This is a genomic window from Selenomonas ruminantium subsp. lactilytica TAM6421, assembly GCF_000284095.1.
Taxonomy (GTDB): Bacteria; Bacillota; Negativicutes; order Selenomonadales; family Selenomonadaceae; genus Selenomonas_A; species Selenomonas_A lactilytica.
Window position 1 is genome coordinate 865,137 of record NC_017068.1, and the last position, 24,213, is coordinate 889,349.

Consider the following 24,213-nt stretch of genomic DNA (forward strand, 5'->3'; position numbering starts at 1 on the left):
GGTACGGAGCATGATGAAGTCAAAGAAGCCGCTGATCGCCGCGAGCATGATGGCCTGCTTCCTTGTCCTGACCGGGACGGCTAGCGCCTCCTCGACTGAGGTGTTTGCCGATGTGGGTAAGATGGCCACGGCTGAGCAGGTATTCAGCAAGCTGCATCTGCCGGCAATCCATCCGAAAATGTCCCGGCAGGACAAGGCCGCCCGGAAGGCCCGCAAGGAGGAAAAAAAGAAGCAGGCCCAGCTCTTGCAGGCTTATCGAAAATATGATTTTCAGCAGGTGCAGGCCTGGGCTGAGCAGGATGATCCTGAGGCTATGTTCATCGTTGCCTATGCCTGCCGCACAGGGCAGCAGGTTCCCCGGGATGCCGGGCAGGCGGCCAGCTGGCAGCAGAAAGCTGCGCGGGCAAATGGAGAGCTGGCCAAGGTCTATGCAAGTCCGGCTTATACGAAAAAGACATTGCCCCTCTGCCGTCTCTATGCCATGGCTGGACGCCGGGCACATATCGGGGATGTGGTGCGGCAGAGTTATGACAAGGCCGTGCGCTGGAGCCAGCTGGGGGCCAGAGAGGGCGATCCGGCAGCCATTGCCTATATCGGTTCGGCCTATTATACCGGGCGCGGCCTGCCCAAAGATGAGAAAAAGGCCATCACATATTTTGAACGAGCGCCCCATGATCCGTTATCGGTACGCCTGCTGGCCGATGCCTACAAGAATGGCCATGGCGTGAAACGCAATCCGGAGAAGGGCGAGGAATACGAGACTTTCCTGCGCATTGCACAGGACAAAATGAACAGCCGCTATAAGAAAGGAGTTCCATCATGGGTTTCAGATTACAGGTAACAGGTGCAGATACGATTTCGCTGGATGAGAATATGATCCGTACGGCGGAGACTGAGCTTTATACGCCGGAGGATTCACGAGCACGGGCTTCCAAAAGTCTTTCGACCATCGTGGTGACGGGCAAGCTCTATGCTGCAGCAGAGGGCAACGAGACCATGAAGCTTTTCAACTGGGCCCATGTGCCTGCTGAATCGGAGCAGGCCTACCGGGATGTCATGCTGACCGTCGTCTTTGCGGGCAAGACCTTCCGGCAGGTACATCTGTCCAAGGCCTTTGTCGTGGATTACAAGGAAAGCTATGAAGATACTGAGGGCTTTGGCACCTTCCGTCTGGTGGTCCGGCAGAAAACGGACCTGGTGGATAAGGTGACTGCAGGCAGCACCGGTGCAGGCGGCGCTTTTGCTGCCGTTGGCGGCGGCTTCGGCGGAGCGCTGGGCAGTGCAATGGGCGGTGCGGTGTCTGGCATGGGAGGCAATATTATCAGCGCTGCCATGCCGCAGAACGGCTGCTTCGGTGATATCGGCAATGTGACAAGTTCCGGTCAAATCATGGGGCAAATCGCCAAACAGGCTGCGCAGGTAGAAGTGATCAAGCAGGCAGAGAAGATTTCGCCCCTGGCCGGTCAGGCAGCGCAGATAACCACCATGGCCGGCAATGCAGTTCAGCAGGCACAGAAACAGGCCCAAAAAGTAGTGACGAATGGCACGATGAATATCGACGACTTCATCATGCACTGAAAATAACAGCAAGGGAAGAATGGTATGGCTAGGAAGATTGGATATACGTTAAATCGCAATGGGAAAATTGAAACCAACAAAAGTGAAGGCTCGCGGCGTTATTATCGCCGGGAGCTTTTGGGCATGTCTACGGTGCAGCTGCGGGATATTGCCAGACGGGAAAAAGTGATTGCCGGCATTGTCAATCCCATGGACAAGGAAGCATTGATTGAAACCATCCTGCGCTACCGCGGGGCGGATGAAAACCTCCTGATTCGCAAGTATTCAGAAAGAGGCTGGCAGACTTTGGAAAACGCCCTGCGCCGGACGAATCTGCAGCCGCAGCCAACGCTTCATCCGGAGTGCAGTGCCAAGTTCACCATCTGGCAGCAGCTGGCCGTGGATTACTATGACAATCTGACGGTCAAATACACACCGGAGTTGATTGGCACCAATGCACTGGTGCTCGATGGTGAGCGGAATCTCTGCGGCATCTTCAACGTGGAACCAAAAGGCAGGAATCAGGATTATCTCTATCTGCGAAAAGAAGCCGGACTGCCCTGCAAGGAAGCGGCGGTCAAACGCTACACCCTGCTTTTTTTTGACCGATCAGCTTCCGCGCAGATTTTCCGGATCTATAGTGGCGAGGCGGGCTATGTCCCTGAAAACATCCGCACGGCGCAGGTGCCGTTGGTGGATTTTACGGTGCGGGAACCCAAGACACTTCATCTGCCAGTGGCCATTGACTTTGGCACCTCCAATACCGCTGCCGGGGCGTATCTTGATCATCTCTACTTCGAGAGCCAGCAGCTCGAAACGCCGCCGGGCATTCGGGAAAATGAAATCAACTATGCCATCTTCTACGACCGGCTCCATGATTTTGCCGAAACGAATCTGCTCCCCAGCGTGGTTTCAGTGCTGTCCCTGAAAGATCAGGAAGAACCGCAGTATCTTTTCGGTTATGATGCGGTGGAGATGGCAGCAGACAGTTATATCGATGAGGGCTTCTGCGTTTTCTACGATATGAAGCGCTGGATCAGTGATTATGAAAAGGACGAGGAAATCACCGACCGCCATGGACGCCGAGCCTTTGTCCCCCGCAAGGAAATCTTGCGGGCTTTTTTCCTCCATGTAATCCATGCCTTGGAGAACCGCCTGAAATGCCGCATTCAGGGTATCCATATCTCCAGCCCCGTCAAGCAGAAATACCTGTTCCAGAAGCTCTTCCGGGAAATCCTGCCGGAGTATGCGGTGGAGCATGATACCGTGGATGAAGGTGTTTCGGTTCTTTACAATACGGTCAGTGAACTCATCGAGCAGAAAAAAGCCCGGAAGAATCAGCTTTACCATGCCTTGATCATCGACTGCGGCGGCGGTACCACCGACTTATCCTCCTGTAAGTTCCGGGTGGATGATCAAAGGGTTTCCTACAAGATCGATATCGAAACGGCCTACGAAAATGGCGATACGGATTTTGGCGGCAACAATCTGACCTACCGCATCATGCAGCTCTTGAAACTCAAGATTGCGGAACTTTTGGCGCAAACCTATGACCAGCAGCAGTCCGATGGCAACTGGGCCTTGCAGCATGAGGTATATGGCAATAAGGCTGCCTTTGATGCACAGACAAGGGAGCGTATGCGTCAGATTACAAGTTCCAAGGAACTGCTGCGGGGCTTTGATGTGGATATTTTCCGCAGTGTGGACGAAAACGGTCCCGATGCTCTGTACCGTGGTATCGACAAGGCCTATGAAATGGCAGAGACCATCATTCCGACGAAATTCAAGGAGTGGGAGAAGGAAAGCCGCACGGATTATTTCAAGGTCAAGAACAACTTCTACTTCCTGTTCCATTGTGCCGAACAGGTCAAAAAAGCTTTCTTCGAGAAGGCTGGCGCCCTCAAGATCATCCTGACCGCAGAAGGCAACCATGAAGCGCCGGGACGCAACTGGCAGCTCAGCCGGGAAATTCCCATTGATGACGGAGAATCTATCGTCCTGCATATGGACAAATGGAAACTAGCCGTGCATCAGGCGGGCGGCATGGTGACCATCAAGCAGCTTAGCGATATCGTATTCAGTATCTTTGACGTCAATCTGTTGCTGACACCGGATATCTATGGCGTGATTCAGCGTTTTTTGGATCCGCTTTATGAAACTGGGGATATCGAAGATTACAACATCATCAAATTGACTGGTCAATCCTGCAAGATTGACTTGTTCCGCGATTCGCTCAAGGAATTCGTGCCGGGAAGAGTCATCAAGTCCAAACGCAAATCCGGTGATAGCTCCGACTGCCGGGAACTCAAGATGACCTGCATTGACGGTGCCCTGAAATACCTGCGGGATAAGAAATACGGCTATGCCGATGTCCATATCATCAGCCAGCCGCCGAAACTCCCATACCGGCTCACGGGCTTTACCCATAATGGTGAGGAGATTGACCTGATTGACGGCAGCCGGGGGATAAGTCACGGCGAACTATCCCGCAATATGGATAATCTGACGCTGATGCTTTACCTCAAAGACCAGGACGGCAACAATCGCTATAACTTCACCTACACCTGCACGCAGGATGAATTCGAACCCAAAACGCAGGAAGAGATCGAAGCCATCTACGGTGAGCATATCCCGCAGGACGATACCGATACCATCATCCATCGCGAGGCCAAATTCTTCATCTGGTCCGAGCCAAAAGAATGGGGATTCATGATCGTCCCCGTCTACCGCGAAGGCGAGACACTGATGCTGGGCAAAGAAAAATTCCAGAGCTTTGAAAATGACGGCTGGATGAACAGCTTCTTTGATGGGACGAAGTAAAGGAGTATAAAGGAAATCCATGCGGCAGAAATACTTGAGGGAAAAGAGCAATCGCTTGTTTGGCTGGAATATACGAATGAAACGGTAACAGAACGCATGTATAACTGCCTGTTTTCCAGCGGCCTTGGCAGTGAGGCGGTTACAGGCTCTATCAGTTTTACCTATGCCCAGAGGAATTTTCGGGAGATAGCGAAACAGATTGCCCTGTCATATAAGGATAATACAGCGAAGGGAGATTGATATTATGGGCGCTAAGGAATACATGACCATGATGAGTGATTATACAAAGTGCCAATATGGAAGCATGAAGAATCAGATCAATATGATAAACGACCATGGTGTATTATCCAGAAAAACAGGAAAAGCCGTACTGAATGCCAATGACCATAAATGGCAGGATAATATTTTGGGATATGGCATGTGCAGTGCTTTTTGCGATGACAACAACAAATTGACTAAAATGATCAATAGCGCCCAGTAAAATGAGAATAGATTCGTAAGGCCGCGAGTAAAATGTGTTTGCCATGCGCAGACAGAAGAGGCTTGGCGTAATGTGGATAAGCATTTTGTCATTGAAGGGGCTCCAGTACTGACGAAAGATAGTTTTTTAGAGTGTAAATTTGGAGGTATAATTCGTTTTTGTGCCCCGCCTAAGCCTGGAGATACAGATGCGCCACAGACTGTTGGGGAGCAAGTAACGAATAACATAATGGAAAAATTAGATTCTTTACAAAAGAAAAGAGAGGCTATAAAAAATAGTATTACCAAGGAAAAAGTTCGTCAAATGATAGCAGAAGGAAAAATACCACAATTTGAGGATATGGAGCATGATTATTATTATGTATCATTGGGGCTTTCTTATGGGGAATTAGCAAGTATAGATCAAACTGATGGGATGATTATAGATAAAATGGGTAATGTATACTTTTATTCTGAATTAGGGGGAGGATTAGGTGTATCTACTCCTGTACAGGGTAGTGTAGGGTTTGGTGATTTTTATTCAGATGATAAAGAAAATAGTGGGGAATATAGAGATGCTATAAAAGGTGAATCTGCTGGATTTAATATAGATATGGGGGTACAATTTGGAGTGTCAAAGGGGGCTAATTCTCCTGTCGCGAGAGATGTTGGAATCACATCTGGAGTTGGTTGCTCAGTAAGTGAAAGAAATACTATATATTTGTTTAATGTATTTGATGATTAATATGTACCAATTATGAGGTGTGGTGTTATGAAAAAAATAACTATGGCGTTTATTTGCTTTTGTTCGACATTATCTCTATTGTATACAGCTATGAATTATAAAGTAAATGGAGATGCATTTCAAAAAGATCCTCAAATAATATTAGAGATATATGAAGATCTTCCTATTCCAGAATGTACCAAAGAAGTAAAAAAGAAAGATAAATCAAGACCGAGGTCGTCTGTGTTTTTGAAGGTTTATTATTATACAGAACTATCAAATGAACAGATTATGAATTTTTATGTAGAACAATTCACAAAACGGGGATGGAAACAAATAGAATATAAAGGAGGAATTGGAGTTTTATTTAAAAAAGATGATTGGAAAATCGCAGTTAACAAAGGCGAAGAAAATTATAGTTTAGAGATTTTTAAATTTTATGGAGTAGCTGACTGATGTTAACTATTTAGAACATAATGTGAAATTTAAGTGGAGAAGTTAATGAAATTTTTATATTTGTTGTATTTGGTTATTGCAAGATTGGTTATCGATATCATCAGCACGCCGGATGACTTACTCACATGGGTTACTTTGTTTTTTGCAAGTTGTGCAGCATGGTGGGTACGAAAAAAAGAATCTAAAAAAGATGATTGACAATATGACAGGAGGATAAATGGAACAGGTTACACAGGGACAGCTCAAGGTCGAAGGCTTGCCCTATTATCGTATAGAAAAAATATATATAGAAACCAAGGCGGGCAGGCATGGGATATGTATTAGGAGTTGAGTTGTATTGACGATAATCATAGAGGTGTTTGATATGAACGAAGAAGAACGAAAATATCTCAAACTTCGCACACATAAAACAAGCCCACAATTAGGAATAATACCATTTGTATGAAGTTTGTAAACCTGTCCGTAGCGAGGGTAGTATCATTGCGCCATGGTTTGATCAACCTGGCGATGGAATACAATTTAAACTAGAAAAACCAATAAATGAATTGCTTAGTGAAGCGATAATAAGAGAAATTAAATAGGAAAATCCTTATTTTATTGTTTGCTGAAATGATTTTTGAAATGTTAAGTTGAATGATTAAGGTAATGAAAATGAATCTAAAAGAATTGAAGAAAAAGCTTGATGAGCAAAATGTACCAACAGATATGTATAGTTTAAATGGGTGGAATCCTAATGAAATGATGTGTATAGAGAGAAAAGGACAAAAATGGCAAGTATATTGTAGCGAGAGAGGGATGAAAACAGGGATGAAGATTTTTAAAAGAGAAGTTGATGCATGCCAGTATTTGTATAATATTGTGATGCTTTGTTATCGTGATCGTAAAGAATATTTGCAAAAATAATATTTATACTGTATTAAAAATTACTGTACAAAAAAGGGATTTGAAATGCAGGTTTTGCTGCAGAGTGGCACATCACATGTCAAATTAACGGAAAAACAGATTACTTTCGGTGGCGAAAGTGTGATTGTGGGAGAGTGAACAATATGAGTGATAATCAGCAGCGGATTCCGAAGTTTGAGGCCTTGCATATCCTAAGGCAAAGCATGCTTTGTGATGTCCGGGACAGGGCTTTTGATACGTTGCCTTTATTATATCAGGATTACAGCGATGGCATCATCAGTGGCTGCCGCATGATGACTACGAAAGAGACGATTACGGTGCAGCCGGGGCTGATCAAGCATGCGGGTTTTATCTATTACCTGCAGGAGCCGATGACCATTGCCTATCGGCCTACGGATGAATATGCCGTTTTGAAGCTGAGGTTTGCCGCACCGACGGAGCAGCAGGGGGCGATGGTTTATGAACTGGATCTGGACCTGACCAATGATCTGACCTTGACACCTGACGAAATGGAACTTTGCCGCTTCAAGCTGAAACGGGGCTCCATCCTGCGTGTCAATTATGTGGATTTTTTTGACCGGACAACGGAGTTTGATACGGTCAATAACATCTATGCGCCCTATGCGGCGGTGGGAAAGAGTACTCTGTCGCCAGATATTACGCAGGCTTTTGCGCGGGAGGCCAGCAAGTTTACGCTTACGGAATTTGACCGTCAATTCTGCCTGACCGCACTGACTGGTCAACCTATGTCAGCAGAGGCAATCGGTTTTTATATCTGTCAGCGTCTGCAGCAGGAAGAACAGGAATGGGATAATGCCAGCCTCTTTGACGGGCTTACCCGCGTATTGGATGAGATCCGCCCCGCAGGCTTGCGGGAGTGCCGCCGGGAACGCAGACGGCGCAGGGAAGTATTGGTAGATTGAGGGAGATAAGGTATGGGCATTTTTACAGATGAATTTGATCTGGCTGGCTATGTAGAACGGCAGGCCATGGAAATCAAAGGCTTGGAGAACCGGGAACTTTTCCGAAACATCATTGGGGATATGTTTACCCAGCTGTATCAGCATATGTATGCGGAGTATCACGGGCTGGAGGAGCGGATGCTGGCAGAGGTGAAAGCTCCCGCCGAGATGCCGGATATCATGACAGGGCTTTGCTCCCGAAAGGATTATGATCAGACGGACCGGGAGCTTTTCCCCATGGATGCTGCTGACCTGCAGCAGAAAGAGATCCCGGCAGCCGATATCCTGCGGCATCTGCAGGCTGGTGAGGGATATGCTTTGTTTCCGGTGTTCTTTGCCGGGGAAACCAATGAACTGGAAAAATTACTGCGGGAGAAGCGGCAGTTTTCCGGTACGGTCAAGAGTGCCTATAGCGAGGTGGCGGCTACCTTTGAACTGCGTCCCTGCCTGCGTTATCGGAAACAGGTGGAAGCGCTTTATGATGTGACTGGTCAGAATGCCCTTCCCTGGCGCAGTGTGCTGACGCCCTATCTCTATAAATTTGCCGAGGTCTGGATTACCTCACTGGAGGGCTGGGAAGATGATATGCCCATCGAACGGGTGATGCTTGACTATGCGGAGTTTGCTGACCGCATCTATGAGGATATGGTGCCGCTTTGGAACATCCGCCCCTGGCAGGCGCATACGAGCTGCTACCCGGAACCTTGCATGGATCGGACTTCCTATGAGCATCGCCTGTATGCCAGCCAACTGCCTGCAGGCTGCAAATATCTGCTCGCTGGCTCTGCTGCCGAAGTGCGCAATGTGCGCTGGCAGGGCGGCGAGATGATTATTACCTGTGACCGGCAGGAGGCTGAGGATTGGGAGATGCTGCGGTTATATCCGGTGAAGAGTCAGGAAAAATACGGTTATCGGGTGTATGGCAATCAGCATGATGAGAGTTTTGCGCGGAATCTGGTGGCAGCTTTTGGCCAGCGCATTAAGACGCGGGTGGAAATCGAGCGTTTCCTGCGTTCCTTTGCCTGCATGCAGGATCTTGAACTGGCCGATATGCGGCTGCGGAAAACTGCAGGGCAGCCGGCAACCTATTTCACGGATGCTTTCATTGACTATGAATTCCGCACGGGCAGCCGTGAGTACACATTGGAACTGGACTTCCGGGCAAAGCAGGAGGATTACCGGAATCTGGATGTCATCAGTTTCCTGACCACGAGCCTGCAGCATTATTTTCCGGAATATACCTGCGCAGGGAGGCTGGTCTGATGAATTTTATTTGGGATGCTGCTTTGAGAGCAGCAGAACAGGGGCTGAAAAAAGAGGCTATGCACTACACGCCGGCCGAGAAAGGCAGTCCATACTATGAGCTGGCTTTTGACTATCTGAACCGCAGGGGAATCGGCGAAGATGCTGTGCCGGTCAATGCCCTTTACCGCTTCAGTGCCATCTTCCAATATCTGCTGCATCCGGATGTGCGCTATCTGCTGGAGAAAGACAAGGAAGAATTCATTCAAAAGGCCTTTGACTGCATCATGCATATCCTCTGTGAAATTGACCTGCATCATGGCATCACCCGGCAGGAATGCTATGTGCGGAAACTGCGGCAGGAACTTCTGGATGGTGTGTTCGGCAAAGAGGCGGCTGCGGTAGTTCGGGATTTGGACCGGGAAGGGCAGCTGGCTGTGGCCGAAGAACTTCTGCATACCATGAAATGTGGTTCCAGCCTGCAGGGCTTCAGCCACGCCTTTCGCCGTCTGTTCCCCAAGGGAATCCTCTACCAAAGCCGGCTGACACCTAACGAGCTGTATGCTTATCTGGACGAGCCAAAATTGCAGGCACGGGAGGCGGAGTGGCAGCTTTTCTGCCGCTTGTTCCTGCCGCTGGACTTTTCCGTCCGGGTGTTCTGGCAGGTGCATTTCGGTATTATCGGCCTGGACGGAACCATGAAGGATAAAATCGCGCTGTTTTAGGAGAATTTGACGATGAGTGAAGAAAAAAAGCAATCCATATATGATCCCTTTGTTATGCTGCATGACCGTAAGACGGTCTTTACCCGGCAGGAACTGCTGGAGGGGAAAGTATCTATCGTGATACCCGAGGATTTTGCGCTGCTGGATGAAGCCACCCGGCGCAAGATCTATGCGGTGAGCGATACGCCGGGCTGCCTGTACAGCAATGAGCAGGGCTGTTTCGTTCTGGGACTCAAGCAGGCCGAGACAAAAATAACAGAAAATCAGCTGGATTTTGCCATGAATATCATGAAGAAGGTATTCCCCTACAGTGCCCATAATGCCCAGCTGCTATCTGCCAAAATCATGCAGGCCCAGAATGCGCCCTTGGGCGTGTTGGAATATGTCCATGAAACCCTGCTGGAGAAGGTCTATCAGATCATGTTTTTGGGTTCGCTGGAGAACCGGATGCTGGTAGGGAGCTTGCATTTCTCGCTGGCAGACAGCGAATGGATGGTGCCGCTGGCCGAAGAAATCATGGCTTCTTACTGTGACCTGACGAAGAAGGAAGAAGGGGCGGTCAAGTGAGTACCCAGCATAATAATATTGAAATCAAAGGAATTGACTTCCAGAAGATACTGGAGGTTGAGATTCAGCAGGAGCCGAATGAACATGCTGCCGCCCATGTGGTGGGAGAACTTCCGACCGCTCGCGCGCAGGAATATATCCAGCGGGCTGATACCATGCAGGATATCGTGATTGGCACAAGCGGCGGACAGGCTGTGACTTATTTTTCCGGCTATGTGACCAGCATGCAGATTCAGCAGCAGGCTGACTACAGCCGCCTGATTATCGAGGCCAAAGATGCCAGTTATTTGCTGGATATCCGCAAATGTTCCTGCAGTTACCAGAACACCGGCAAAAGCTATGGCGATATTTTGCAGCAGGCCTATGGCGATAGCGGAACCCTGCAGGTGACGGGCAGTGACCAGGCGATTGGCGGGCTGATCCTGCAGATGGATGAAACCAATTGGGAATTCACCAAGCGCATGGCCTCCCGCTTCAATGTACCCGTGATTTCCGATATCACCGCAACCAAACCCTTGATTTACTTCGGCGTCCCGGACGCACGCAGGACTTTGGAACTTACAGCGGCAGCCATCAGCTATGGCCGCTCAGAAAAGAATTTCCAGCGTGTCAGCCAAAACTATCTGGCAGAAGGGAACGAGGCCATGCGGCAGGACTTTGCCGATATTTCCGTGCAGTCCTATGACTATGCCCAGATTGGCGACAAAATCAAATTGAATGGCAAAGAATATGTCGTTCGCAAAGTGGAAGCCAAACTGGTGGACGGCCTGATGCAGATGACCTATGCACTGACCGGGGAAAAAGGCTTCGTAGCGCCGCTGCAAAAGAATACCAACTGCGCGGGCCGCGTCCTGAAAGCGCAGGTCAAGGCCGTGAAAAGGGATCAGATTCAGGCACATCTATTCGAGATCGATTCGGAATATGACAGCAGCGGCGACTGGTGGTTTCCCTATTCCACTGCATATTCCAGCAGTGATGGCAGCGGCTGGTATGTCATGCCGGAAAAGGATGACTATGTGCGCATCATGTTCCCATCGAAAAATGAAACAGACGGCTTTGCCGCCAGCTCCATCAACTCATCCCCGCCAGAGAGCACGAGAAATAAAAGCTTCAAAGCCCCCGGCGGCAAGGAGATACTGCTGACTGATGAGGGCATCTACATCATGTGCCAGCATCAGAGCATCTTTATCGACCTGACACAGGGCGACGGCATCAAAATCGTATCGTCCAAAGATATTCATGTGTCCTCTGATGCCAATGTCACACTGTCGGCGGAGAAGAAACTGACCATGCTGGCGAAGGAAGGGCTTACTTTACAGGTAGGCGATTCAAAAATCAGTATGGGCAAGGAACAGATTGTATTAGGGGCGAAGAATGTTTTGCTTAGCTGACGAAAAGAGGTATGTCATGTAATGCCAGATGAAAAAGAATATATGACAAATAAAAATGAAACGCATTGTTCAGAAGGGGATATTCCCTGCACAGTAAAAACGAAAGGACATGGTGTATGTAAGGAAAAAGAATTATACTTAAATGCCACGGATCATTGGCTGGGAAAAAATATCGGATTTTATGGCTTTTGTCGTCGAACTGGTACGTTTTGTCTTCCTGATACACCCAAAGTGTGGATTGATGTTGATGAAAAAGCCTTGCTGGACGGAGTGCCACGTTTAACAGAAAAAAGTCGTCTGCTATGTATGCATGGTGGAATAATTAGTTTTGGGAAAGGAGAGCCGTATGGAATAAACGAATTCTTAAAAGATTTGAAGAATGGTGTATACAGAAAAAGTATAGGGCCTAATGATAATAAATTGTTTGCAGGAACTATAGATGTTTTATCTGGTGTAGGAGCTATAATAGGGGGTGTTTATGAAATGAATAAGTTTTACCAATCAGGGAATAAAATGCATTTTTCGCTGGCAACATTGGGGGTAGCAAAAGGTCTTTCTGATCTTGAACATGGAAGAGGAGAAATAAATGACTTTGTTTTTGGAACAGATAGTGCGCATGACTATTTGAAAGAAGGAGTTATGAATGCTGGTAGCTATTTTACACCAATTAGTAAAGAGAGTTTTGGCTTTATGTATGATATTGGTAGTGCTATTTCAGGAGGGGTTAATGGGAATGTAGAGCTGCTAGCAAAACAAAAGGATATAGTTAGTGTGGTTGGGGATGTACAAGATGGTGCACTAGAAAATGCGACGAATGATAGTAAAAAGACGGCAGAGGGGATTGTTGAGAAATTAAGAGAGCCAGTAAAATATTATAATGAGGATGCAAAGAATCGTCCAGTTAATATTACTATTGGTGAATTAATGAATGAATTAGGTACTGTAAATCGTTAGGAGTTTTTTATATGAAAAAAGTGTTAAAATTCGTTGGGAAAGAAAAGTGGAGAGCGTATCTTTTTTGGTATTTGATTGCATATTTGTTTCTTGCATGGAATATCATAACAAAAGACAATAATCTTTCCTTAGAGAAGTTTTTTCCTTTTAAAATGTTTATGATATACATATCGTATATGTTTGCACCGGTGAACTATAAAATGGTCCATGAGATTTGTTCAAGTGAATGGATACTTAAAAGAAGTATTATAATCAGCGCTGTTTTTATTTTTGTCGTTGTAGTAAGTGCTTTGCTCGAGAAAGACTATCATATGGGCTTGTATTGGCTAATTTGGTAATATGGGTGGAGATGTATATAGTTTCATAAAATTACTAGCATCGATTTGTTATGGATGATACTTTAAAAGGTAATGGGATGGTATGCACGTTATTACAATTCAGATGCTATACAATTACTGTTAGTCCAGACACAGCAGAAGCTGATTTTTCTATGGCTGAACCAAACGGACGGCTTTGCCGCCAGCTCCATCAACTCATCCCCGCCAGAGAGCACGAGAAATAAAAGCTTCAAAGCCCCCGGCGGCAAGGAGATACTGCTGACCGATGAGGGCATCTACATCATGTGCCAGCACCAGAGCATCTTTATCGACCTTACGCAGGGAGATGGTATCAAGATTGTATCGTCCAAAGATATTCATGTGTCCTCTGATGCCAATGTCACGCTGTCAGCAGAGAAGAAACTGACCATGCTGGCGAAGGAGAACCTGACACTTCAAGTTGGAGATTCTAAAATCAATATGGGAAAGAATCAGATTGTGTTGGGGGCTAAGAATGTGCGGTTCAATTGATATATGGGAGACTGTAAAATGTCAGATGTAAAAGAATATATGACAGATAAGAAAAAAACACATTGCTCTAGGGGTAGTTGGTCGGATATGGTGAAAACGAAAGGACATGGTGAAAATAATGAGAATGAGCAATATTTAAATGCAACGGATCATTGGCCAATCAAAAATATTTTTTGTTATGGATACTGTCGATGTACAGGAATGATGTGTTTTCCTGATACACCTAAGGTTTGGATTGATGTTGATGAAAATGCACTATTAGATGGCGCTCCTCGTTTGACAGAAAAAAGTCGCTTGCTATGTAAGCATGGTGGCGAAATAAGTTTTGGTGAAGGTGAAGCATATGGCCTGCTAGAATACATTCAAGATTTGATTGCAGGAAAGTATGCTAATTCTGTCGCGCAGAATGATTTAACAAGTCAATTGAAAAAGTTTTATGATAATAAGTTAGTATCAGCATATTTAGATATTACAGGTGGATATGCTGATGTGAGAGTAGCTGTGGCAGGCGCTGGTTTGTTATTTGCTAGTAATACATCAACATGTGGTCGTATGCTTGGGGGGGCAGGAGTGGGGGCTCTAGGGATATATGGTGTTGGTAATATTGTTAATGGGGCAGGAGAATTTTTAGAAGGAGTGGGAGCAGGTGAACATGATTGGGATTTTGTTAAGAATGGATTTAAGAAAATTTCTCCAGAATATGGAGAGACAATATATGATTATGGTAATCTTATCAAGAGCGGACGTGAAGCAGTAAAATCAAAGCAAGTGATGGATATTATAAGTTCTGGGAAAGACCTTAATGATGTAATGGATGTAACTAAAAGGAAAATGGATGAGTATGCTAATACTATAGAGACGACTAAGGTAAATATAGTAGAGTATGTTGATGATAGCGCGCAACAGATAAAAGATAATGTAGATAAATGGAACAATGGTACGAATGATGAATGTACTGAAAGTGTTAAAGTAGATAAAAATTTAAGTGTGTTATTTGAGATATATGGTAATTAATATATTGGAGTGAATTTGCATGAGAAGAGTATTGACTAAACATATTAATGAAGATGCGTTGAACACTTTTTTTCAAAGAAAAAGTAGAGCTTTTTGGTTTTGGTATATAATATCATACATAATTACTATATGCTTCGGTTGCTTATATTTTAAATGGTATTCATTAGCTGGTGTGTTTCCTTTTAAGTTATTCCCGTTTTTGTTCGCTAGAAATATGGGAAAGTGGATGAGTAAAAAAGCAAATAATGAAATATGCCTATCTAAAGATGTGGAACAGGATTTTAGAATGATGTTTTTGATTGTTGCTGTTACTGCAATAATTAGTGTGGTTATATATAAATTTACAGGTATTAATTTGCTATGGATGATACTCTAAATTAAGGAGATAGTAGGTGTTTTATAATATCAATACATACAAAGATAAGTATTATAGTGGGCTGGAGGAAAGATATATTCAAGATGTTAGTGACAAGTTGACAAATCAAGATAGTAAATATTGTAAATCCTGGGTGAAGGTTATGAGCAATATCTTCGAAATGACTTGTCGAGTACAGGAGAAAGCTAATAAGGAAATCGGTGTGATTCCTCCATGCTGTTACTTGCGATTATCTTTTCTGCATACAAGTGCCTTGCTGGTGGAACAAGAACCTTGCTTTATGGTAGAGTTTTTTGCTGATGATGGGGATAACCCTTGGGCGAAGGCAAGGATAAGAGCCACGGATGTTCTGGGGGACTGGCAGACTTTTGCCGGGCAGGCTTATCGCAAGGATTTGTGGTATGTTCGGTACTATGATCCGGATGTTATACAGTCGTTGTTGGTTCAGACGCAGCAGAAGCTCCTTTACATCTGGCTGAACCGGGCCAGGTACTGGATGCGTGAATTGGAAGACACGCCGGAGTTTCGCAAACTGTCAGTCACGGAGGATTTCCAGATTACCGTTGGCGCTTACCGTGACTGGCAGGAGCCGATATTCCGTCTGCGGACAGATATGGATTTGCTGGATGCGCAGGGGGAATCTTTGGCAGGAGCATTTTTCGTAGCGAAGCGATACCGCGATGTTGTCATCGAGGAAATAGATGCCGAAACAGCGGAGTTTATCGACTGCCGGTTGGAAAAAGTAACATTCAAGGACACCAATCTTTGCGACTGCCGTTTTCGAAACTGTAGATTCTATGGTGTTACATTTCAGGATTGCAAACTTGCTGGTGCAAGCTTTGAAAAGAGTCTTTTGGCTGCCTGTGAATTCCAAAACTGTGATTTCAATCCGGACTCAGAAGCTATGGATGCCAATAAGTTATATCGCGGAGTGTCTTTCACAGGAAATAAAATGCAGAAATGCAGTTTTGTCGCTTGTGATTTTCAAGGGATGCACCAACGGGATAATGATTTGACGGATTGTGAGGGGGCTTTTGTTTGATAGAACCATGGTTCCAAATGCTGGCGGGCAGGAATGTGAATAATGTTATTTCCCCGCTGGATTTACCTGCGGATAAATATCCACCTATTATGACGTTGGAGAAGTTCCTGCAGATGGGGGATGCGGTCGTACATTATAACTATAATGATGCAATGCGTATGCCATCGGTGATTTTTGAGCCGACATTCATGGTAGCAGATTCTATGCGGAGGATTTTTGCGCGCTTGCAGCCAGAGATAAAATTCAAGGCAGTGCAATTTTTCTCTGCGGATGGCGATGAGAAGAAGCCCATGCCGTTATATTGGATTCCCTATTATCCGGTATCGGAGTGTTTCCTGCATGAGAAGACCAAATATGTTATGGGGCGGACGGATGCACCTATTTTAGAAGCAAAATATTTAGAAGGGATGCACTTGCTGGTGATTTCCCTGAAGGGGCAATTGCTATGGCTGGCCTCGCTTACGGCGGCAGAACGCTTTTTGCAGCAGGGCGTGACGGGTATACAGTTGAAACAAGTGCAGATTATGTAGTAATTTGAAAGAAGGTTCGTTATGGAACAAACTCCGCTAGGAGCAGTCAGGCTTTCTGGTCTGGAATACAGGAAACTCGAAGCCTTGAAAATCGTAGAGAAGGCCGGCCAGCATGGGCGGTGTCAGCTGGAACTGGGGATGGAGGATTCTTTCGGCGAGCAGGATGTATTGCAGCTGGAGAATCGGGAGATAATCGTCCGGGCTGGGGAGCAGATTATTTTTGCCGGTGTGATAGGTTCCAGCCAGCTCATACAGCAGGCGGGGGAAAAACGGCTGCAAGTTATCCTGTATACGAAGTCTTTTTTGCTGGATATCCATAAGAAATCCCGCACCTTCCAGCCGGAGGATAAGACCTTGCAGGATATGGCAAGGTCTGTAGCCTCGTCGTACAAGGCAGAAGTTATCGTCCCGGAGAATGAAACGATTTCCCGGCTGGTCTATCAGGAAGAACAGACGGATTGGGAATTTCTATGCCGCTTGGCAGAGAGTACAGGAAGATATATTTTTGCCGATGCCAAAAGTCAGGGAATCCGTATCAGTTTGGGCTATATGCCCTTCCGCCAAAGCCAGCTTCAGGCAGATGACCATATTCTGAGTCAGTGTGTGCTCTTGGAAAAATGCCTGCGGGCGCAGGAAAATACCGCGAAGCGTGCTTTGCCCTGCGAATATACGCTGACGGACATGGATACACCGGATTTGTCTTTGGGCGTGGGCTACGGCCTGAAGAATGGCGAGCGTGACCAGATTATAATGCACAGCTGTATCGAGGCGCAGGATGGCTTGCTGATTAATCACCTGCAACTGGTGAACAAGGAAGGCTGCCGTGTAGATGCCCATACAGAGCTTCGGGACAGGAACCGTGGCCGTTATTTGACAGGAACGATCTTGGCGGTTGACGGCACGAATGTCAAGGTTCATTTTGATGTGGATGAAAGTCAGGATGAGAGCGAAGCCTGCTGGATTCCCTATGAGAATATCGTCAACAATTATATGTACTCTATGCCGGATGTGGGCGATAAGGTATTCGTCTATCACGAGGAAAACGGCAAGAAAATGGCTCAGGGCAGCCATCGTACTTCTACGGATGGTGACAGCGATTATGATACGCCAGAGAATCGCTCCCTGACCAGTACCAATAATCTGCTGCAATTCCAGCCGGACAGTGTGATCATGCAGGCCGGACGGCAGGGAATAAACAGTTCTATTATCACCATGAGTGATGCGTCGGGGATAAGCATACATTCTACGCAGGATATTGTATTTGAAGCAAAGCAGGATATCAAAATTCAGGCGGCACAGAGTGAGACACCTGAACAGTTTGATAAGCCCTGCGCTGATTACCGTAATGGTATGGCGGCTTATACTGCTCATGGCGGCGGCTACATTGGTGTCAATATGGGCAGCAATAAGAAAATTGGTGCGGATGTTCCGGGGTTGAAATCGGCCAGTGCTCCTTTGGAAACCGTAGTGCCCTCCAATCAGGCCAAGGCCTGTGATGCGGCTACGGGAACAACACATACTCCTGCAGCATCGCAAGCGCCGGATAGTGTACCCGTAAGTGGTTTCCTGCAGGCAGAAGGCAAGGATGGCTTAACCCTTGTGGTAGGGAATAGCAGTATTGACATCAGCAAGGATGGGAATATACAGATAGCCTCGCCGGTAATAGAAGAAAGCGGTTATAACAAGGGCGGTGGCGGCAGTATAAATAATGCACCAGCAGAAGAAACGGAGGACAATTCGCTGGACGTTGCCAAGGAACTTGCCTGGGATGCTGCGGAAATGATTCCGATAGTGGGAAATCTGATGAGTGCCTATGATGCCTTGCAGGATATCAAAGAAGGCAATTGGGGCATGGCCGCATTGGATGCCTTTGGAGCGATTCCGGGAGTAGGGAATGTAGCCAAAGGCGCGAAATTAGGAGCAAAGGGGCTGAAAGCTGCTGGTAAGCTGGAAAAAGCTGAAAAAGCAGCTAAAGCGGCTAAAGAAGGTAAGGCGGCGGTTAATGCGGCAAAAGTGGAAAAGAAAATCGAAGATATAATCAGACCGGTTGAGCACGTCACGAGCGGTGCGGCCAAAAGTTCTGCCGAGTTGGAAAAAAGCATAGGTAAAGGGGCTAGTGATGTATTGAAACAAGATGCGAAAAGGGCCGCAAAAAATGTTAATCCCAAAGCGCCGGAAGCAAGAAAATTAGATGGGCGGGAAAACCGTGAAATCCCTGAAAATATAAGGAATAACGGCGGAAAAGATGGAATTAATAATAATCGCTGCCAAGGGGATAACAAGGTTGAAGATTTAAAAGGTGGCGATCCGGTAGATTTAGTTACAGGCAGTTTTATCCTGAATACAACGGACATGGTGTTCAAGGATTTAGGTGAAGATTTTGTCCTTACTCGTTGCTACGAATCCCTCTATGAAAATAAAGGCCAGCACCTTGGCAGCCGTTGGTTGATAAATGTAGGGATGTGCTTTTCCCGCGATAATAACCGGATTACGCTTCTGATGCCTGACTTGCATCTGGAAAAATTCCAGTTGCAGGAGAATGGTACATGGCTGAATCAGCGTGGCGGCAGTGAAGCATTGAAGCTCCGTGAGGATAAAACGGGCTACCAGATTATACTTCCTGCTGAACGAAAATGCTATACCTTTGATTCGGAGGGCAAGCTGATTTCCATTCAGCAGAATAACCAGCGGCCAGTAAAACTTACCTATCAGGGGAAGTTTATCCAGTATATCATCCTTTCCTGCGGTCAGGAGATTCGTTTTACCTACGATAACGATAAGATCAGCTCCATCACAGATCCGCTTGGCCGTGTGTTGCGTTACCGTTATGATGGTGATCTGCTGACCAAGGTAACCTATCCGAACGGGGGCAGTTTTCAGTATACTTATGATGAGTCAGGCCGTATTCTGTCCGTATGTGACCTCAACGGCAAGACTTATGTGAAAAACACCTACGACAGGGACAGCCGTGTTACCCGGCAGGCTATGATTACCGGCGGCGAGTATGTATATTTCTACGATCCGCAGAATCGGCTTACCACTTACACAGAAGTACATACCGGTCAGCGGCTTACGGTGCATTATAACCGGCAGAAACTGGTGGAGGCCATTGATTACCCGGATGGCACGATGGAAGAACGCGGCTATGATGAATGGGAAAATCAGATTTACCAAAAAGACCGCCTGGGGCGTGAGACGCATTGGGAATTCAACGCCCAAGGCCAACTTTTGCAGGAAATAAAAGCGGATGGCTTAATCACCACTCATACCTATGATGAACAGGGCCGGTGCACTCATACGCAGGATAATCTAGGCGGTGAGATATGCTATAATTACACCCAAGAAGGCTGGCTCAGGGAAAAGAAAACGAAACAGTCCGAGGGCAAGTGGCAGGTGGAAGCCTACGAATACGATTATCAGGGGCGTATGCTTCGTAAGACCGTAAATGGTCAGGAAACGCGCTACTGGTATAAGGAGGATTCCCCTGTTCCCTGTGCTATGCGCACTCCCTGTGGGGATGAATTCCGCTATGAGTATGATGACGCAAATCGTTTGAGCATAATTGCTAGCGAATTTGGTGAGCGCAGCTTCGGCTATGACAGCCTTGACCATATTGTCAGCGATACCGATGCGTTGGGCAATACATACACGGCAAACTTTGACCTGATGGGCAATCTGCGCCGGGAATGCAGCCCTAAGGAAAATGCCAGCGAGGAGCAGTCTCGTTACTGGCGTTATGCCTATGACGGCATGGACAATCCCATCCACACGGAAAGCCCGCTGGGCGTAGTTTATGCCAAGGAATACGACGGCGAAAGCCGCCTAACCAAAGAAATTCACCCAGAGGCAGAAAACGGCGAAGGTATTTCTTATGATTACGATGCTGATGGCCGCAAAATCCGTACCCATTACCCGGACGGCGGCGTGGAGCGCTCTTTCTATGATGCAGAGGGGAATCTCATCAAGAAGGTAACGCCGAACCATTATGATCCGTTAACCGATGATGGCGCAGGAACGACCTACACTTATGACGCAGGCAATCGCCGTACTTCCGTGACAAATGAAGCTGGCGACCTGCTGGAGGTCTCCCGCTATGATGTCAGAGGACGTTGCGTTTACCATCAGGATGCAGGCCAGCTTGAAGCCAGCCGGGAAGTTATGGTCTATGCCACCACCTACCGCTATGACTTGGTGGGCAACAAGTTGGAGGAACGCAAGGCTGTCTCCGAAAAAGATGGTGCAATCCAGTACAGCCTGCGGCGCTGGACGTATGATGTCCATAACAACATCATCGAGGAAAAGACCTGGCTCACCCTGCAAAGCGAGATTAGTGCCAGCGGCCTGACGCGCACCATCCGCAATAACTATGACAAGCAGAATCGTCTGATCCGGGTAACGGACAATCTGGGGGCAGAAGTCAAATACACCTACAACAGCATAGGAAAACGAACCAGTGAGGAACGCAAGGTCAATGCAGAAGAAACCCGGCTGATCAAGTACCGCTATGATGAAACAGGCCGACTCATTGAACGGGCAGAAAAACTCAACCAAAAGCGCAAGGGCACATGGTGGGCGCATACCCGCTATGCTTATGATGCCAACGGGAATATCATAGAGATTCAGTTCCCAAATGGCAGCAAGATACAACGCGATTATGATGCCATGGACAGGCTGACCGCTGAAACGGTAATCGACCATATTTCCAAGCAGAAAAATACGACCAACTTTGACTACGATAAGGCTGGCAACATAACCAGCATCACGGATGATTGTGGCCGTGATGAACAGTTCACCTACAACCTGATGAATCAGCGGACGCAGGAAATCACCAGCGAAGGCCGTACGCAGAATCTGGTCTACGACAAAGAAGGCAACATAACCGAACGCCAGCTGCCGCAGGAAATGTCCTACCGTTACCAGTACGACAGCGTAGGGCGATTGACGGCGGTAATCGGAACCGATGGAAAGCCATTGGAAACGGTAGCCTACGACCGTGCGGGCCGCAGAATCAAGGTGGAAACCTCAGGCGGCAGTGGCGCAAGCTACGCCTACACCGCCGCAGGCTGGCAAACGCATATCGAAACCAAGGGAGGCGCAAGCCAATCCTATCACTACGATGCCCAGGGCAATGTCACAGGCATCGTTGACGGCAACGGCAATGAAACGAGTTACGTCCTCGACAGCTGGGGCCGCATCACGGAAATCCGCAAAGCTGACGGCAGTAAGGAAAACTATGCCTATGACTTCGCCGGAAATATCACCGAAGCTGTGGATGGCAACGGAAACAAGCGCATCTATGCCTATGATGACAACAACCAGCTGAAATCCATAACCTACCCGGATGGTAGTGAGGAAAAATATCTTTACGGCATTGACGGAAATCTAAGCAAATTCCAAGACCGCAATGGTATAGTTAATGAGTACCAGTGGAATGTCTACGGCAGTATGACCGAGCGGAAGGCTGGAAATTTGCGTAATGTTTATGAGTATGCCGCAAACGGCCAGCTCACAGCCGCAATATCCAATGGTATGGACTACCGCTACAGCTACGACAAAGACGGTCTGTTGACCGCCAAGAAAGCCAGCGGCAGGACACTTCTGGGCTATACCTATGACGAACTAGGGCGTAAAACCAGCCAGACGGACATTTCCGGACGAACAGTCAAATATCAGTTTGACAAGTCAAACCACCTGTGTGACATACGGGATGAATTTGACCAGTCAATTGTCAGATTTGACCGTGACGCAGATGGCGCAGTCCAAAAGATTACTCACGCCAATGGTATGTGGCAGGATATCCGCTATGATGCTGATAAGAATATCACAAGCCTGACCGTAGCCACGCCGGATAAGATACTAGCACAGAACACCTACTGCTACGACGGCAATGGTCAAAGAATCGAGAAAAATGAGCTGACAGGCAAAACGCTGTACACCTACGACAGCCTGAATCGTCTGGCACAGGCCGAATATCCGACCTATACGGAACGATTCACCTATGACCAATCAGGCAATCGCCTGACCAGAACGGCAAAGGATATCGAGGAGCAATATGTTTATGATGTCAATAACCGTCTGACACAAAGGTCGGTCAACGGTCAGGTAGAAACCTATCAATATGACCAGTCAGGCAACTTGCTCAAAGAAGCCAATAACACCTACGAGTATGATGCTTTCCGCAGAACCAGCAAAGTGACAACCAAAGCGGGCAATATGCAAATAAACCGCTACGATGCTGAAGGGCTCCGTTATGAAATGGAAGAAAACGGCAAGCTGGTGCAGTTCATCTTCAACGAGAACAAGGAAGTAATCGCGGAAAATGAAGAGGGCAGCATAAACCGCCTAATTCAGACAAGTGACCTCTGGGCTATGGAGTCCGAGCCGGAAAAGACATGGTATCACTATGCTAGCGATGAACAGGGAAGTACCATCTTCATTACGGATAGACAGGGCAAAGTAAAGAACCACTATGCTTATGATGCTTTTGGTAATACGGTAGAAGCAGAAGAACAAATCTTCAACCGCTACCAATACACAGGCCAACAGTTCGACCAGATAACCCAACAATACTACCTGCGTGCAAGATTCTACAACCCAGCTATTGCCAGATTCACGCAGGAAGATGAGTATCACGGGGATGGGCTGAATCTTTATGCTTACTGTGCTAATAATCCGGTGGATTATTATGATCCGAGTGGGTATGACTGTGAATTAAAACAGTTATATAAAAAATATACGCCTGTTCAGTATGAAGGAACGGTAAAAGTTGGTGGTGTTGAGAGAGATGTAAGCAGGAAAGTGTTTCAAAATAATGAAATTGATTGGTATAAAAAATTACCGAATGGTAAAACTAATTTAGAATTGGCAATGAGCTGGAATGCACCGATAGGAAAGGATGGTAAGCCAATAGAATTACATCATGTGTTACAAAAAGAGCCGGGGTGCATGGTTGAAATTGAATCAAGTATACACTCCAATAATCATCAAGTATTACATGGCTTGATAGAAGATGGTGATAGTTTTAGAAATGATCCAGTATTAAACAAACAATATAAAAACTTTAAAAGGAAATATTGGAGATGGAGGGCTGAAAATGTTAAATAAAGAAGTATATTTAACTTTTAATGAAATTAAAAAGATTATAGAGAGAAATAAAGAAGAAGTATTATTTATAAGTGGTGGTTTATCGGATGTAGATATATTTGAAATGGAAAAAGAGTTGGGTGTTAGATTTCCAATAGAATATAGAATGTTTTTAAAAGAATATGGTGCTAGTTCTGTTTTGGGAATTACGATATTTGGAGTTGCGGCACCACCATATCCAAGTGTGGTTGAAATAACGAAAGAATATAGAAGATATGGTTTGCCTAAAAATTATGTGGTATATGAAAATTGTGATGAATATGTTAATTGTATAGATGTAGATTATAATTCGGCTAAGTATGGGGGAACGATATCTTGGAGTTATGTTGATAAGATTGCATATTATGACAGTAATAATTTCTTTGATTCATATTTGATGGAACTTAGAGAATCGGAAGATAATTTGTAGGTCGTAATGTGTGACATAGCTGGCAAATAGTAAAAGCAAATATGGCAAAGTCAGCGTGGCGTCAGTGAAGCATTGAAGCTCCGTGAGGAAA

Annotated in this window: 22 protein-coding genes and 1 pseudogene; all 23 read left to right on the forward strand. The window is 46.4% G+C overall.

What is annotated here, in order from left to right:
- The first annotated feature begins 10 nt into the window (after nt 1–10).
- The gene (locus SELR_RS04200) at nt 11–841 is read left to right on the forward strand and encodes a tetratricopeptide repeat protein (protein WP_014423957.1); all 831 of its coding nucleotides are present in this window, start codon (nt 11–13) and stop codon (nt 839–841) included.
- Nucleotides 820–1,578, forward strand: a complete 759-nt coding sequence (locus SELR_RS17610) for a hypothetical protein (RefSeq protein WP_014423958.1) — start codon at nt 820–822, stop codon at nt 1,576–1,578. Before SELR_RS04200 ends, SELR_RS17610 begins: the two co-directional genes overlap by 22 nt.
- Nucleotides 1,579–1,602: 24 nt before the next feature.
- Complete coding sequence (locus SELR_RS04210; RefSeq protein WP_014423959.1) at nt 1,603–4,377, forward strand: Hsp70 family protein; 2,775 nt, start codon at nt 1,603–1,605, stop codon at nt 4,375–4,377.
- A gap of 244 nt (nt 4,378–4,621) precedes the next feature.
- Entirely contained in the window at nt 4,622–4,858 is a 237-nt protein-coding gene (locus tag SELR_RS04215; protein WP_014423961.1) for a hypothetical protein, read from the forward strand.
- A 48-nt stretch (nt 4,859–4,906) separates the two neighbouring features.
- Nucleotides 4,907–5,581: pseudogene (locus tag SELR_RS04220) on the forward strand (hypothetical protein); the annotation flags it as partial.
- Nucleotides 5,582–5,608: 27 nt separating this feature from the next.
- A complete protein-coding gene (locus tag SELR_RS04225) occupies nt 5,609–6,016 on the forward strand; it encodes a hypothetical protein (protein WP_014423963.1) in 408 nt (135 codons plus the stop codon).
- Between the two features lie 45 nt (nt 6,017–6,061).
- Complete coding sequence (locus SELR_RS18750; RefSeq protein ID WP_014423964.1) at nt 6,062–6,214, forward strand: hypothetical protein; 153 nt, start codon at nt 6,062–6,064, stop codon at nt 6,212–6,214.
- A 239-nt stretch (nt 6,215–6,453) separates the two neighbouring features.
- A complete protein-coding gene (locus SELR_RS19490; protein ID WP_080585410.1) occupies nt 6,454–6,597 on the forward strand; it encodes a TNT domain-containing protein in 144 nt (47 codons plus the stop codon).
- Nucleotides 6,598–6,667: 70 nt separating this feature from the next.
- Complete coding sequence (locus SELR_RS04230) at nt 6,668–6,919, forward strand: hypothetical protein (protein ID WP_014423966.1); 252 nt, start codon at nt 6,668–6,670, stop codon at nt 6,917–6,919.
- A gap of 143 nt (nt 6,920–7,062) precedes the next feature.
- Nucleotides 7,063–7,842 carry a hypothetical protein gene (locus SELR_RS04235; protein ID WP_014423967.1) on the forward strand — a complete coding sequence of 260 codons (780 nt, stop codon included), beginning with the start codon at nt 7,063–7,065 and terminating at the stop codon, nt 7,840–7,842.
- Between the two features lie 12 nt (nt 7,843–7,854).
- Nucleotides 7,855–9,144, forward strand: a complete 1,290-nt coding sequence (locus SELR_RS04240) for a hypothetical protein (RefSeq protein ID WP_014423968.1) — start codon at nt 7,855–7,857, stop codon at nt 9,142–9,144.
- Complete coding sequence (locus SELR_RS04245; RefSeq protein ID WP_014423969.1) at nt 9,144–9,848, forward strand: hypothetical protein; 705 nt, start codon at nt 9,144–9,146, stop codon at nt 9,846–9,848. The genes SELR_RS04240 and SELR_RS04245 overlap by 1 nt, the downstream gene beginning before the upstream one ends.
- 12 nt (nt 9,849–9,860) lie before the next feature.
- A complete protein-coding gene (locus tag SELR_RS04250; RefSeq protein ID WP_014423970.1) occupies nt 9,861–10,415 on the forward strand; it encodes a hypothetical protein in 555 nt (184 codons plus the stop codon).
- On the forward strand, nt 10,412–11,806 hold the full coding sequence (locus tag SELR_RS04255) for a hypothetical protein (RefSeq protein WP_014423971.1): 1,395 nt from the start codon (nt 10,412–10,414) through the stop codon (nt 11,804–11,806). Before SELR_RS04250 ends, SELR_RS04255 begins: the two co-directional genes overlap by 4 nt.
- A gap of 21 nt (nt 11,807–11,827) precedes the next feature.
- Nucleotides 11,828–12,760, forward strand: a complete 933-nt coding sequence (locus SELR_RS04260; RefSeq protein WP_014423972.1) for a PAAR-like protein — start codon at nt 11,828–11,830, stop codon at nt 12,758–12,760.
- A gap of 11 nt (nt 12,761–12,771) precedes the next feature.
- Nucleotides 12,772–13,098, forward strand: a complete 327-nt coding sequence (locus SELR_RS04265; protein ID WP_041914255.1) for a hypothetical protein — start codon at nt 12,772–12,774, stop codon at nt 13,096–13,098.
- A 72-nt stretch (nt 13,099–13,170) separates the two neighbouring features.
- Nucleotides 13,171–13,608, forward strand: coding sequence for a hypothetical protein (locus tag SELR_RS04270; RefSeq protein ID WP_014423973.1), 438 nt, complete (start codon nt 13,171–13,173; stop codon nt 13,606–13,608).
- A gap of 18 nt (nt 13,609–13,626) precedes the next feature.
- Nucleotides 13,627–14,622 (forward strand): PAAR-like protein, encoded by a 996-nt coding sequence (locus SELR_RS04275; protein WP_014423974.1) that lies wholly within the window; start codon nt 13,627–13,629, stop codon nt 14,620–14,622.
- Between the two features lie 19 nt (nt 14,623–14,641).
- On the forward strand, nt 14,642–14,998 hold the full coding sequence (locus tag SELR_RS04280; protein ID WP_041914256.1) for a hypothetical protein: 357 nt from the start codon (nt 14,642–14,644) through the stop codon (nt 14,996–14,998).
- 280 nt (nt 14,999–15,278) lie between these two features.
- Nucleotides 15,279–16,040, forward strand: a complete 762-nt coding sequence (locus SELR_RS04285; RefSeq protein ID WP_158645770.1) for a pentapeptide repeat-containing protein — start codon at nt 15,279–15,281, stop codon at nt 16,038–16,040.
- Nucleotides 16,037–16,570 (forward strand): hypothetical protein, encoded by a 534-nt coding sequence (locus SELR_RS04290; RefSeq protein WP_014423977.1) that lies wholly within the window; start codon nt 16,037–16,039, stop codon nt 16,568–16,570. The genes SELR_RS04285 and SELR_RS04290 overlap by 4 nt, the downstream gene beginning before the upstream one ends.
- 21 nt (nt 16,571–16,591) lie before the next feature.
- On the forward strand, nt 16,592–23,674 hold the full coding sequence (locus SELR_RS04295) for an HNH/ENDO VII family nuclease (protein WP_050992736.1): 7,083 nt from the start codon (nt 16,592–16,594) through the stop codon (nt 23,672–23,674).
- Complete coding sequence (locus SELR_RS04300; RefSeq protein WP_014423979.1) at nt 23,664–24,122, forward strand: SMI1/KNR4 family protein; 459 nt, start codon at nt 23,664–23,666, stop codon at nt 24,120–24,122. Before SELR_RS04295 ends, SELR_RS04300 begins: the two co-directional genes overlap by 11 nt.
- Nucleotides 24,123–24,213: the final 91 nt, after the last annotated feature.